We start from the raw sequence: 14788 nt of genomic DNA on the forward strand, positions 1-14788 counted from the left end.
TGTCATCACCCAGACCACCGTTGAGCACATCGGCAGTGGCATAGCCGGCCAGTGCATCGTTGCCGTCCGTTGCCACCTGGACCAGCGCCTTGATTGCGGCGATATCCCAGGTCGTGCCGTCGGCAAAGCGGACCTCTTCTACCTGATAGCCGTAGGTCGCATCAGCATAGAAGTAGCTGTTGACCCGGACACTGTCAGAGGTACCCTTGATGCTCAACACCAAACTATCGCCGTCCCGTGCTACCGAAACGTCTCCAGTAGAGATGCCCTCACCCATGAGGATCGCATCGCGTTTGCCTGCGGTCCAATCGTAGTTGACGATGAGATCGTTACCAGAGCCACGTCCGAAGATGTAGACGTCGTTGCCGAAGCCACCGTCAAGGGTATCGTTGCCTGCACCACCGTCTAAAAGGTCGTCGCCATTCTCGCCAGATAAACTATCAGTGCCGACGCCACCGAGCAGAAGGTCGTTCCCACTGCCGCCGTAAAGGCGATCGTTCTGATCACCGCCATCGAGCGTGTCATTACCCTCATTGCCATAGAGCGTATCGGCACCGATCCCGCCCTGGAGAACATCGTCTCCTCCATAGCCTGACAAGGTGTCATCACCCAGACCACCGTTGAGCACATCGGCAGTGGCATAGCCGGCCAGTGCATCGTTGCCGTCCGTTGCCGCCTGGACCAGCGCCTTGATTGCAGCGATATCCCAAGCTGTGCCGTCGGCAAAGCGGACCTCTTCTACCTGATAGCCGTAGGTCGCATCAGCATAGAAGTAGCTGTTGACCCGGACACTGTCAGAGGTGCCCTTGATGCTCAACACCAAGCTATCGCCGTCCCGTGCTACCGAAACGTCTCCGGTAGAGATGCCTTCACCCATGACGATCGCATCGTGCTTACCAGCGGCCCAATCGTTATTCGTGATGATGTCGTTGCCGGAGTCACGACCAAAACGATACACGTCGTTGCCGTAGCCGCCGTCGAGCGTATCATTGCCAGCCCCACCATCCAGCACATCGTCTCCGCCGTACCCATATACATAATCAAGCGACGACGCACCCTGGAGGATATCTGATTCGGCCGTGCCATAAATGTAGCTTTGCGTAGCTGGTTGCTGCATTACTAAATTAAGTACGTCCGTATAGGCCCAAGAAGTTCCATCAGCAAAATTGATCTTTCCGACTGTGTAGGAAGTGCTTCCAGATTCATAGAAATAGCTACCCACTGTGATCTGCGCATTTGTCCCCTTAATTGCTATTATCAGGTCGTTGCTATAACGCCAAACCATAAGGTCAGCCACAGCAACATCCGCAGCCAGCTCCAGCACGTCAGTGGAGCCACTGTCATAGCTGTAGTTGCTAATCGTGTCCTGCCCAGAGGTGCGACCAAACACATAGGTGTCACCTCCGACGTCTCCGCTCAGGTAGTCATTGCCGTCGCCGCCATCTAGACGGTCATTGCCGTCTCCACCGTACAGCCTATCGTTTTGGGCACCACCGAGCAGCAAGTCATTGCCGGCTTCACCATAAAGGCTATCCGAGCCCTCACCGCCATCGAGTAGATCGTCTCCACCTTGGCCGTTGAGGGTGTCATCGCCACGCCCCCCAGAAAGGCTATCACTGCCCTGGTAACCGATTAGCTGATCATCCCCTGCTGTAGAGGCCTGTACCAACGCTCTGATCTGTGTGGCATCCCACACCGTTCCATCGGCAAAACGTACCTGGTTGATCGCATACAACTCTCTACCATCATTGTAAAAATGACTTCCAACCCGAATCTGCGCATCAGTTCCTTTGATAGCCAGCACGAGATCATTGCTGTAGCGCCAGATGGTGACATCTTCCACAGCAACATCCGCAGCTAGCTCAATGACGTCAGTAGACGTAGTTTCATAGCTATAGTTGCTGACCGTATCTTGACCTGAGGCGCGGCCGAATACATAAGTGTCGCTTCCGGCATCCCCGCTCAGATAGTCATTACCGGAACCACCCTCAAGACGATCATTGCCTCCACCGCCATACAGGATGTCGTTGTTCGCTCCACCATCCAGCTGATCATCGCCCTCGCCGCCGTAGAGCGTATCGCCCTGTGCGCCACCGAACAGTCGATCGTCACCCGCCTCACCGAATAGATTGTCGGCACCCTCACCGCCGTCAAGTAGGTCGTCTCCGCCTCGTCCGTTGACGCTATCGTCACCACGCCCACCATGAAGACTGTCATTCCCTTGATAGCCGGTCAGCTGATCATTCCCGGCCGTAGAGGCCTGCACCAGTGACTTGATCTGTGCAGTATCCCAGATCGTTCCATCGGCAAAACGTATCTGATTGAGCGTATACGGACCATTGGCGTCGTTGTAGAAGTGACTGCTCACCGTAACGCGCGCGTCCGTGCCATTGATCGCCAGCACCAGATCATCACTGGATCGCCAGACGGTCACGTCTGAGACGGCAACGCCAGCAGCCAACTCCAGTACGTCAGTCGACATATTGTCGTAGATGTAGTTGAAGATCGTGTCCTGACCGGAGGTTCGGCCAAAAACATAGGTATCGCTTCCGACGTCTCCGCTTAAATAGTCATTTCCGCTACCGCCATCCAAACGATCATTACCGCCACCACCGTATAGCGTGTCGTTATTTGCCCCTCCGTCAAGTCGATCATCGCCCTCACCACCATAAAGCGTGTCGTTTTGTGTACCACCAAACAATTGATCGTTGCCCGCTTCCCCGGAAAGGTTGTCAGCACCTTCGCCGCCATCAAGCAGATCGTCTCCGCCTTGCCCACTGATGGTGTCATCGCCACGTCCACCGGAAAGACTGTCATTGCCTTCATAGCCGGTCAGCTGATCATTCCCGGCCGTCGAGGTCTGCACCAATGACTTGATCTGTGCAGCATCCCAAACCGTTCCGTCGGCAAAACGCACTTGAGCGAGCGCGTATGGCCCATTGGCATTGTTGTAGAAGTGGCTGCTTACCGTGACGCGAGCATCCGAGCCCTTGATCGCCAGCACCAAGTCGTCGCTATAGCGCCAAATCGTCACATCTGAGACGGCAACATCCGCTGCCAAATCCAACACGTCAGTGGAACCACTGTCATAGGTATAGTTGCTGATCGTATCCTGCCCAGAAGCGCGACCAAAGACGTAGATGTCGCTTCCTGCATCCCCGCTTAGGTAGTCGTTGCCGGTACCGCCATCGAGTCGGTCATTGCCGCCGCCACCATAGAGCGTGTCATTGTTTGTCCCGCCATCCAGCTGATCGTCGCCCTCGCCACCGGAGAGCATGTCGTTCTGCGCGCCACCGAACAGCAGGTCATTACCCGCGTCGCCTGACAGGCTATCACCACCCTCGCCACCCTGAAGCAGGTCGTCTCCGGCTTGGCCATAGATAGTGTCATCGCCACGCCCACCTGAAAGGCTATCGTTGCCTTGGTAGCCGGTCAGCTGATCATTCCCGGACGTCGAGGCCTGCACCAACGACTTGATCTGTGCAGCATCCCAAACTGTCCCATCAGCAAAACGCACCTGATTGAGCGCATATGGACCGTTAGCATCGTTGTAGAAGTAGCTACTGACAGTAACGCGAGCATCAGTCCCATTGATTGTCAGCACCAAGTCATCGCTATAGCGCCAAATCGTCACATCTGATACGGCAACATCCGCAGCCAACTCCAACACATCAGTGGAACCACCGTCATAGTTGTAGTTGCTGATCGTGTCCTGTCCGGAAGCGCGACCAAACAGGTAGATGTCGCTTCCTGCGTCCCCGCTCAAGTAGTCATTGCCGGCGCCGCCCTCTAGCCGGTCATTGCCACTGCCACCATAAAGCGTGTCATTGTTCGCTCCGCCATCGAGCTGGTCGTCACCCTCACCGCCATAGAGCGTATCGTTCTGCGTACCACCGAATAGGCGATCATTGCCAGCTTCACCAGACAGGCTATCGCCCCCCTCACCACCCTCAAGCAGATCGTCGCCACCTTGTCCGTTGATGGTGTCATCACCACGCCCACCAAAAAGGCTGTCGTTGCCTTGGTAGCCGGTCAATTGATCACTTCCGTCACCTGCGACCTGCACCATCTCTCTGACCTTTGCAACCTCCCAGATTGTACCGTCAGCGAATCGAATCTCTTTTACCGAGTAAGGACCATTTCCATCGTTATAAAAATAGTTCGACACAGCCAAGCGGTCGTTAGTCCCAGCTATCTCAATGATCAGATCGTCACTGTAACGGGAAACCTTGATATCAGCTGCAGACAAATCGTCTGCAATCAGAATCCGATCCTCCTCGCCGGCAGAGTGATAGTTGGAGACAGTATCCCTACCAGAACCTCGGCCGAACAGGTAAACGTCACTACCAGCATCCCCGCTTAGATAGTCGTCACCCGCACCACCGTCAAGACGGTCCGTACCGGCACCACCGTACAGCGTGTCATTTCCGACCCCACCATCCAGCAAGTCATTGCCCTCCCCACCGAATAGCACATCATTTCCATCTCCGCCAAACACCTTATCGCCTCCGGACTCGCCGTAAAGCGAATCATTGCCACGCTCACCGACAATGAGGTCGTCACCAAGTCCTCCTCGCAAATCATCGCCGCCAGCACTTCCCCAGATGATGTCATCGCGTGACCCCAGCTGCGCGACCCCAGACACGAGGTTAATATCCGAGCTTACCAGTGCAGCGAGTCCTTCCGGCGAAACTTTGGCTTGATCGATCATTGCCCGAAGAGCATCAACACCGTTCCAGCCTGTGTCCGCAAGAAAGCCTCCGCCGTAGCGATACAAATCGATAGCGTCTTGCAGAGCCTCGCTCTTACTTTCTTTCCACTTATCCGAAAGCTTGGCTGTCAATCCGAGGACATCGAACTTGAATTCACCATCCACGAGCTTAATGCTAACGCCGTCCAAATAACCTTTCAGACGCGTCTCCATCACCAAGCCTGCATACACCGACTCTTTTAAGCTCGCATAGGCAGCTCTGAGCGCTTCGATCTGCTCGGGCTGCAATAAAATACTCATAGAAAAAAACTTAGTTCCGTCCAACTTGGACAACTCGCTCCATGAATAGGAACTGCCCCCGGTCGACGCTTGGTCATAACGATAGCTGATCAGACTGGAGCCATTGAATTTTTCCAAGATGGCAATCATTGGACCAAGCTCTGCATGCTGCTGCTTAATCCAAGCATCTATAGCTTCGGGGCTCTGGGCCGCGACATCGGCTGGGAGAACGCCACGATAAAGCAGCTCGCGCGCGCCCCCGACAGATTCAAGCATCTCTTCACTGCTCTGCATTGTGGAGGTCGCCGCCCATTGGGTGAGGATAGCGTCAAGCGAGGCTCTCATCGAATCGCGAGATGTTCCAGGTGAAATCGCTTGTATAGAAGCCAACAACTCTACAGATAAGCTCCCAGCTTCCTTTAAATCTCGTACGGCACCGCTACCCTTTAGGTTTGGCAGCAAGCTAGCTTTACTCGTCGCGTCAATAGGATTCAGCGACCCACTAAAATCACGAAAAAAATTATTCATAGCAAGCTGAAGATCGCCAGCGAGCCCTATAGTCCCATCAACACGCTCATAAGCACCCCGATTATCCACTACATTTCCGTTACCGAGATCCAAATCATCAGTAACAGTCGGCCTCAATGTAATCCTAGAAACATTCAAACTTTCAAATGTGAATAATTCATTGGACTGCGAAATACCGTCCTGATTCAAATCGCGCCATAAACGGACGTCACCGAATTGACTATCAGCCGAACTAAAAACACCATCCTTATTGCTGTCTAGATCGGCAAGCGCAGAAAACCCAGAGGAAGCCTTCACTCCAGACGAAAGATCGGTATCCGCTCCGAAAAGTTCGGATCCGTCATCAATCCTACCATTTCCGTTCCTATCCATAACTACAAATGCGTCGTCAGACTTAATCCACCCAGTTCCGCTTTTTACACCGTCACCATCATGATCAAAAAGGATTGAGCCGTTCGCTTCTACTGTCTCGATTCCGTCATCGTCAAGGTCGATAACCAGAGGATCGCGGCGTGGCACAAAGTTTCTTGCACGATCGAACATATCTCTTAGTGAGTCGCCTAACTCATCAAAACGGTCGCCCCACCACTTAGCCGTATCACTCCACGCGTCCTCAAACCAATCTGCCACATCTTTGATTGCTTCTTTACCCCAGTCTCCCAATTTATTCCATTCACTGTCAGGAACAAAATCCGGAGCCAATACTCCTACACCAATAGCTACAGCGGCGACGACTGCTATAGCAGGAGCTCCAGTAATTCCTAAGAATCCGAGGACTCCGGTCGCAATAGTTCCTGCAGCTGCTCCCATTGCGGCGCCTACAACCGCTTTAGCCACATCTCCAGGTGTACCATACAAAGTGGCAGCACCAATATCCACCAAATCCCCCACTGGCCCCCCGTGTTTTGCAGCAAACCGCAGAGCGGGACTTGCATTCATTAAAGATGCATATTTTGAAGTTGACTCTGAATAATATGCATTCAACACATCAGACATTGGTCCTTGAGCACCAGCCAAAGCACTCGCTTCACGCGCAGCTGAAACTGCAGCCTCTGAATAAGCAGCCTTCCATCTTGGATCACTAACTGATTCCGCCGCGCTAGCATAGTCCAAAAAAACTTGGGACTGTCTATTATGCCCAGCTACCAGTGCCTGCCTGATTGCAGCTTGAGCATCCGCCCCATCCGCAACCGATTGCGCGTACTGTTTCTCGTATTGAGCTACAAAGGCGAAAGTGGCCGACCGATACGCACTCCCTAGCTTATTGGCATCTTCAAATCCAAAAGGATCGGCCGGCTTTGAATCACCCCCACCATTATTATTACCACTGCTATTATTGCTATTGCTGCTACCTTCTTGACTAGTCATCGCTATCATTCCTTTTTATTTTTTAATTACCTGCCGCAGTATGGCGACAGAACCGTAAGCCATTACGACACAAGCTGCGACCATAATCCCGTAGCCAAGACCAAATAGAAAATGCGATTTCCCCAAAAGTATAATAAGCCTTACTCCCTTAGTTGGATTTTCAATTGAACTTACGGGGAGAGCTAAAACCAAGACTACTGATAAAATAGAAGCAATAAATAATCCGCACACGCCCAATGCAAATGCTTTTGATTTATTATCAATCTCTTTAACATCTGAATTTGCACGCACCCAAATTACAACAAGGGGAGATAGAATCAGAGAAGAGAGGACAGTGAAGTAATATCCGCCTGCATCACCCCATGCAGCCTTATAGAAATTTTTCCACCCATCAATAAACTGCAAGTCGTGAATTTTTAATAATAGAGAGAGTTTTCCAACTAGAATTGGGAGAAAGAAGAAGACAAACAGCAAAAATCCACTCTTTTTTTTAGTTAAGGCATTCAATTTATTAATCTCCATAGACTTCGATAGAATTCCTAGGCTCTCACCGTTCTCTTAACGACTCGGATCCGTGATGACGAAGTGGACTAAGCAGATAGTCAATCACTCGCCTCTTCCCCGTCTTCACTTCCGCACTCAAGCTCATCCCGGCACTCATCCGCACCTTGACCCCATCGATCTCCAGCGTGCTGCCGTTCAATTTGATGCGCGCGGGGAATACCAGGCCAAGCTTTTCGTCCTGTGCGGCATCGTGGGACACGCTGGCGACCGTCCCGGTCAGATAGCCGTAGCGGGTGTAGGGGAAGCTGTCGACCTTGACGGTGACCGGCTGGCCCGGGCGCATGAAGCCGATGTCCTTATTGAGTACAGTGACCTCGACCTCCAGCGCTTCTTCGGCCGGCACCACGACCAGTAACGGCTGTGCGGGCGTAACCACACCACCTACGGTGTGGACGGCCAGTTGCTGGATGGTGCCGTCAACGGGCGCGTGCAGGGCCATCAGCTTGTCGCGCTGGCCAGTCTTGGCAACGTCCTGGGTCAGCTGGCCGGCTTGCTCGCTTGCCTGGCGCAAGGCATCCAGTGCCTGCTGTCGTGTGTCGGTGACAAGCACGCGCAACTCCTCTTGCGCCGCGCTGATCGCCGAGCGGATCTCCTGCAGGCGATTTCGCTGGGTGGCGAGCTGGCTTTCTGCAGCGATGCGTTCCTGTTCGCGCAACAGGTAGTCATGGCGGCCGACGTACTTGCCCTCGACCAGGCGGGCGTAGTCGTCTGCGCGCACTTTTGAGATGCGTGCGGACTCGGCCAGGGGTTCGATCGCGTCCTGGGTGGTCTGCAGTTCGGCCTGGCGTTGGGCGATGCTGGCTTGGAGGTTATGCCGGCGCGCCTGGAATGCGTCGAACTGGCTGCTGACCAATTGCTGCTCATTGGCCACGCGCTCGGCTGGTAGATCCGGAGCCGGATCCAGCTGCGGCGGCTGTCCGGTCGCAATGGCGGTCGCCAGCGCTGCCTGGCGAAGCGCAGCGAGACGCGCGTTGACCAATGCGTCGCCGGCCTGGGCGAACTCGGCGCCGGTGGCGGTGGCATCGAGTTCGACCAGCAGCTGGCCTTTCTTCACGGCTTGTCCGTCGCGTACCAGGATCCTGCGTACCACCGCGGTTTCTGCGGTCTGCACCACCTTGGTCCGCGAATCGACCACGGTCTTGCCTGGTGCCACGGCGACGATGTCGAGCTTGCCCAAGCATGCCCACAGCAGCGCCACACAGAAGAAGCCGATGATGATGCGCATTGTCCAGCGCGCGGTGGGCGAGACCGGTGTTTCGGTCAGCTCAAGATGTGCGGGCAGGAATGCACGCTCATCGGCGCTGCGCGCGGGCGGGTCGAGCTGGCGGCGCACCGCCCAGGCCGATTTGAAAATCTTGAAATAGCGGAGAAAGAAATCGCGCCATCCCTGGAGCAGGTGCTTCATGGTGTCCCCTGTTGCAGTCTGTACAGATGCGCGTACTGGCCTTCCGGCCGGTCGACCAGCTCTGCATGCGAGCCGCTCTCGACAATTCGCCCTTTCTCCACCACGACGATGCGGTTGGCCTGCCGCACGGTGGACAGGCGATGGGCGATGATCAGCACGGTGCGGCCCTTGCAGATCGCACGCATATTGCTCATCACCGCGTGTTCCGATTCGTAATCCAGGGCGCTGGTGGCTTCGTCCAGAATCAGAATGCGCGGATCGCCGATCAGTGCGCGCGCGATCGCAATGCGCTGGCGCTGCCCACCGGACAAACCGGTGCCGTGCTCGCCAACCTTGGTGTCGTAGCCTTCTGGCAGTTCCAGAATGAAGTCGTGGGCACCTGCCAGCTTGGCCGCATGGATCACCCGCTCCAGCGGCATGCCGGGATCGGTCAACGCGATGTTCTCGCGCACGCTGCGGTTGAACAGGAAGTTCTCCTGCAACACCACGCCCAGCTGACGGCGCAACCAGGCAGGATCGGCCAATGCCAGATCCTGCCCATCGATCAGCACCCGCCCACGTTCGGGCGTGTAGAGCCGCTGCACCAGCTTGGTCAGCGTGCTCTTGCCGGAGCCGGACCGGCCGACGATACCGATGATCTCGCCCGGGCGAACGTCCAGCTCGATGGCATTGAGCACTTCCGGCGCGTCGGGCCGGTAGCGGAACGTGACCCGCTCGAACGTCACCTGTCCGCGAATCGGCGGCAAGGCCAGGCGACTGCCCGGCACCTCGGTGCGGGTATTGAGAATGTCGCCCAACCGCTCGACCGAGATACCTACCTGCTGGAAATCCTGCCACAACTGGGCCAGCCGGATGATCGGTGCAGTGACCTGGCCCGACAGCATGTTGAAGGCAATCAGCTGGCCGATCGACAGCTTGCCTTCCATCACCAGTTTGGCGCCCCAGAACAGCACTGCCACAGCGGTGAGCTTCTGCACCAGTTGCACACCTTGCTGTCCCAGCGTCGCGATGCGGGTGACGTTGAAACCAGCGCTGACGTACCCGGCAAGCTGGTTGTCCCAGGTGCGCGTCACACGTGGATCGACCGCCATTGCCTTGACCGTGCCGATACCGCTGACGGTTTCCACAAGAAACGACTGATTGTCCGCACCGCGGGCAAACTTGTCGTTCAAACGCTTGCGCAGCACCGGAGTAATCAAACCGGAAATTGTGGCGTACAACGGCAACGACAGCACCACGATCAAGGTCAACCAACCGCTGTACCAGAACATCACCGACAGAAAGACCACGGTGAAGAACAGGTCCAGTACCGAAGTCAGTGCCTGCCCGGTCAGGAAGTTGCGGATGTTCTCCAGCTCACGGACGCGCGCAATGGTGTCGCCGACCCGCCGCGACTCGAAGTACGCCAGCGGCAACGACAGCACGTGGCGGAACAGCCGCGCCCCCAGCTCCACGTCGATCTTGCTGGTGGTATGGGCGAAGACATAGGTGCGCAGGCCGGACAGCAGCACATCGAACACCGCCATCGAGACCAACCCGATCGCGATCACGTCCAGTGTGGTCAGGCCGTTATGCACCAGCACCTTGTCCATCACCACCTGGTAGAACAGCGGGGTGATCAGAGCAAACAGCTGAATGAAGAACGAGACGACGAAGACCTCGATCATCAGCTTGCGGTACTTGACCACCGCCGGGATGAACCAGCTGAAATCAAATTTGGCCAGATCGCCGAGCACTGATGCCCGCGAGGCAACCTGCAACAACCGCCCCTGGTAACGCGCCTCGAACTCGGCGGGTGAAATGGAGCGCGGCCGCTTTTCGACCAGGTCGTGGATCAGGATCTGGTCCGCACCGACCTTGGCCACGATGAACGCGTCACCGCCCGGCACCAGTGCCAGGGCCGGCAGTGCAGCCATGCCAATGCGCGCGGCCGGTTGAGCAACGACCTTGGCTTTCAAGCCCAGTTGCTTGGCCGCCAGCAGCAGCGTGGTCTCGTCGAATGGCTCACCCCCACGGCCAAAGCCATGCGCCAGCTGCGTCGCATCGGCGGCAATGCCATGAAATTGCGCCAGAAGGACAAGTCCCTGCAGCCCCAGATCCGGCCGATCGTACACCGACGAGCCGCCCTCGACTAACGAGAGCGACGCACTTCCCCCTGACATAACGCGATCCTTGCTGAGAGCCGACGGGCTCGAGTGACGGAATAGAATCTTGGGATGTTAAGAACCTGTCAATCAGCCAATCCCGTGCTGACGATCTATTTTCTCAATCAGCCGTCTCTCGGACTGAGACGCAGCCATTGATGCGGACCCGGTCATTCCCTAAGGGCAATACCTGCTAATAGTGAGCAGCAGGGGGCGCCGCCCCTTGACATCGTTGCCGATGCAAGCATGTCCGCCTGGCGCATTTCCGCTACCATGCCAAGCCTCACGCCTACAACCGGCCCGTCGCATGTCCACTGCCCCGCAAAAGCCGCTCGCCATCCGCGAGCGTCTGTCCGAAGTCCGCTACGAAATCCGGGGCGAGCTGGCGCGACGAGCGCGGGAGCTGGAGGCGCAGGGCCGCAAGCTGATCAAGCTCAATATCGGTAACCCGGGAGCGTTCGGGTTCCGGGCGCCGGAGCATCTGCAGCGCGCGATCGCCGACGACATGGGCCGCACCGATCCCTACACGCATCAGCAAGGCCTGCCGGAAGCGCGCGAGGCGATCGCCACCGCATATTCGCGCCGCCAGCACCCGGACGCGCACCCGGATCGTATTTTTGTCGGCAACGGCGTCAGCGAGTTGATCGACCTGTCGCTGCGGGCGCTGCTCAACCCCGGCGACGAGGTGCTGGTGCCCTCGCCCGACTATCCGCTGTGGTCGGCGGCCACCATCCTCAACGATGGTCGCCCGGTGTACTACCGCTGCGCGCCGGAAAACGGCTTCCAGCCGGACCCGGTGGAGATCGAGACGCTGGTGTCTTCGCGCACCCGCGCCATCGTGCTGATCAACCCGAACAACCCCAGCGGCGCCAGTTATTCACGCGAGCTGCTGGAGCGCATCGTGGCCATCGCCACCAAGCACAATCTGCTGCTGATGGTCGATGAGATCTACGACCAGGTGCTCTACGACGGCGCGGCCTTCGTGCCGGTGGCGCCGCTGGCCGGCGCGCACCCGTGCATCACCTTCAGCGGCTTGAGCAAGGTGCACCGCGCCTGCGGCTGGCGGGTGGGCTGGGCGCTGCTGTCCGGCGAGCAGGCGCGCATCAACGACCTGCGCAACGCGATGGACCTGCTCGGCGCTCTGCGCCTGTGCGCCAACGTGCCGGGGCAGTACGCCATCGATGCGGCGGTGAACGGGCCGGACACCATTTCGGCGCTGTGCGCGCCGGGTGGCCGCCTCTACGAAACCCGCCGCGCGGTGATCGAGGCCTGTGCGGCCAGCGAGCATCTGCAACTGGTGGCACCGGCCGGGGCGCTGTACGCATTCCCGGCGGTAGTGGGTGCGGCGGCACGCAACTTCGACGATCACGAGTTCGCACTCGATCTGATGAATGAGGAAGGCGTGCTGGTGGTGCCCGGCTCCAGCTTCAACGTGCCGTATCGCCACCATTTCCGCGTGACCCTGATGCCCGAGGCCAGCGTGATGCGTGATGTGTTCGCACGCATCGACCGCGCCCTGGCGCGCCGCGCCGAGGCGGTGACGAAGGTGGTGCCGCTCAAGTCGCGCAGCGTGGCGTGATGGCCGCGCCCGGCACGCCGCAGCGCTATCTGGCGCTGGGCGATTCGTACACGATTGGCGAAGGCGTCGACCCCGCGCAGCGCTGGCCGGTGCAGCTGGTCGAGGGCCTGCGCGCGCACGGCTGGCCGGTGCAGGCGCCGCAGATCATCGCCACCACCGGCTGGACCACCGACGAACTGCAGGCCGGCATCGACGCTGCGGCGCCGCAGGGCCCGTACGACCTGGTCAGCCTGTTGATCGGCGTCAACAATCAATACCGCGGGCTGGCGCTGGACGACTACCGCAGCCAGTTCGATGCATTATTGCAGCAGGCCATTGCGTTGGCCGGCGGCCACGCGGCACGCGTGCTGGTGCTGTCGATTCCCGATTGGGGGCTGACGCCCTTTGCGCGCGCGCAAGGCCGCGATGCCGGGCTGATCGCCGCGCAGATCGATGCCTTCAACGGTGTGGCGGCCGAGCGCTGCGGCGAGCGCGCCGTCCGCTTCATCGATATCACCGCCACCAGCCGCGACGGCGGCGATGCGATCGCGATGCTGGTCGACGACGGCCTGCATCCCTCGGCTGCGATGTATGCGCGCTGGGCAGCCGTGGCGCTACCTGCGGCGCGCGATGCGCTGGGCGCATTGGGATCTGTCGACACGATTGCCTGAGCCAACGGCGTGCGCTTGCGCTTGGGCGATGCAGGCGTGCGTACTGGTCTGGCGCTGCATGGTCATCGGCCCGAGGCACGGGTGGCAGTTGCCGCCGTCTCGCAACCGCCCAGCTGGTCGGCGCTGCCGCACATCGCCGACACGGCGCGCCGCGCGGCAAGGGCGCAACAAGCGCGCTATCGACGCCGGGCAGGGCTGCGCGTGACCAGGCACTGGGAAAACGCCAACCGGGCCTACCGCAATCACGCCGGCAGGCCCTAAGCTACCCGCGCAGCATGCCTGATTGCCAAGGAACGACATTGCACAGCACCGCCACCCAGCCGATGAGCCGCGCACAAGCGCTGGCGATCGCACGCGCGTTTTTGCCCAAGCACCCGCTGGGCAACCGCTACGACTACTACTACACGCACGCCAAGTTGCGCACCGACCCGCTCTACCCGGGTGTACTGGCGCAGCTGCGCACCACCATCGCGCCGGTGCTGGATCTGGGCTGCGGGCTGGGCCTGCTGGCGCATGCCTTGCGCGCCGACGGGCAGACGCTGGCGTATTACGGAGTGGATGTGGATGCGTCCAAGATCCGGCGCGCGCAACATATCGCACAGCGCTCGGCGCTAGGCAATACCAGGTTCGAGGTGGTCGACCTGAGCCTGGCCTGGCCGCAGCATCAGGGCAGCGTCACCATCCTGGACGTGCTGCAGTATCTGCAAGCGGACATGCAGGCCGGCCTGCTCCGCAGCGTGGCGCAGATGCTCACGCCCGGCGCCAAACTGGTGATCCGCAGCGCCTTGGGCGATGCCAGCAGCCGCGGCCGCACCAGCCGCGTCACCGACGTGCTGGCGCACCTGAGCGGCTGGATGCAGCGCATGCCGCGTAGCTACCCCACCCGCGACAGCCTGCAGGCGCAGCTGGACGCGGCCGGCCTGCGCGCCACGTTTGCACCGCTGTACGGCAATACGCCGTTCAACAACTGGTTGATCGTGGCCGAGCCGCGCTGAGCCGTGCATAACATGCCGGGATCGATTCAGAGGGGCTGGCAAACATAACGCGCGGTCGTCGGACGGATGCGGACGGCACGCAGAAACCGGGACGTACGCGTATGCATGCCGCGGCAGCCGGGCAACCGCATAGTCGTTGTAACAGCCGTTCCTGGCGTTATCTGGATGATCCCGGGCGGCATGCGGTGGGAGATGATGGCGCTTGGCTTGAGATCGCCATTGCCGATCCGTTCGAGTAGATGCGGCTGCGTTGTCGAGGGCGCGGCGCCCTCACCGCTCGCGGGACACGCATGAATCCATCCATAGCGATTCGTTTGCGGTATATGCCGTAAGCGGCTCCGCAAGTGATGAGGACATCGCACCAGGTAGTCTGCTGGTGAGGTTATTGAAGGACGAAATCATCGCGCCAGACTGTTGGCTGGTAGTTTTTTCTGAAAACGAAATGCCGCGTCGCTGGTGTGCTTTTTGAAAATTTGCACACCGACCAACATCACTGGTCCTTGCCCGCCCACCGTCGCGGGACCCTTGGCGGCATGGATGCCGCCAAGGAGCTACATGGATGTAC

The 14788-nt window shown here is 58.5% G+C and carries 7 protein-coding genes; 3 read left to right on the forward strand and 4 right to left on the reverse strand.

Going from position 1 to position 14788, the window contains the following annotated elements; all coding sequences use genetic code 11:
* From XnspCFBP7698_RS21035 to XnspCFBP7698_RS21050, 4 genes are all read right to left on the reverse strand, one after another.
* Window positions 1-6886 (reverse strand): calcium-binding protein (locus tag XnspCFBP7698_RS21035; protein WP_147423621.1); only part of this gene is annotated, 6886 nt, incomplete at its 3' end.
* A 15-nt stretch (window positions 6887-6901) separates the two neighbouring features.
* Complete coding sequence (locus tag XnspCFBP7698_RS21480; protein ID WP_146093304.1) at window positions 6902-7393, reverse strand: hypothetical protein; 492 nt, start codon at window positions 7391-7393, stop codon at window positions 6902-6904.
* A 40-nt stretch (window positions 7394-7433) separates the two neighbouring features.
* On the reverse strand, window positions 7434-8855 hold the full coding sequence (locus XnspCFBP7698_RS21045; RefSeq protein ID WP_104581844.1) for an HlyD family type I secretion periplasmic adaptor subunit: 1422 nt from the start codon (window positions 8853-8855) through the stop codon (window positions 7434-7436).
* Entirely contained in the window at window positions 8852-11017 is a 2166-nt protein-coding gene (locus XnspCFBP7698_RS21050; protein WP_123137743.1) for a type I secretion system permease/ATPase, read from the reverse strand. Before XnspCFBP7698_RS21050 ends, XnspCFBP7698_RS21045 begins: the two co-directional genes overlap by 4 nt.
* Before the next feature lie 289 nt (window positions 11018-11306).
* On the opposite strand from XnspCFBP7698_RS21050, the gene XnspCFBP7698_RS21055 reads away from it, so the two are divergent.
* From XnspCFBP7698_RS21055 to XnspCFBP7698_RS21070, 3 genes are all read left to right on the forward strand, one after another.
* Window positions 11307-12578, forward strand: a complete 1272-nt coding sequence (locus tag XnspCFBP7698_RS21055; RefSeq protein ID WP_039406224.1) for a pyridoxal phosphate-dependent aminotransferase — start codon at window positions 11307-11309, stop codon at window positions 12576-12578.
* Complete coding sequence (locus XnspCFBP7698_RS21060) at window positions 12578-13228, forward strand: SGNH/GDSL hydrolase family protein (RefSeq protein ID WP_104581759.1); 651 nt, start codon at window positions 12578-12580, stop codon at window positions 13226-13228. Before XnspCFBP7698_RS21055 ends, XnspCFBP7698_RS21060 begins: the two co-directional genes overlap by 1 nt.
* 323 nt (window positions 13229-13551) lie before the next feature.
* Entirely contained in the window at window positions 13552-14223 is a 672-nt protein-coding gene (locus XnspCFBP7698_RS21070) for a class I SAM-dependent methyltransferase (RefSeq protein WP_104581770.1), read from the forward strand.
* Window positions 14224-14788 lie beyond the last annotated feature (565 nt).

Origin of the sequence: Xanthomonas sp. CFBP 7698, from assembly GCF_003600855.1 — a bacterium.
Lineage (GTDB): Bacteria > Pseudomonadota > Gammaproteobacteria > Xanthomonadales > Xanthomonadaceae > Xanthomonas > Xanthomonas cannabis.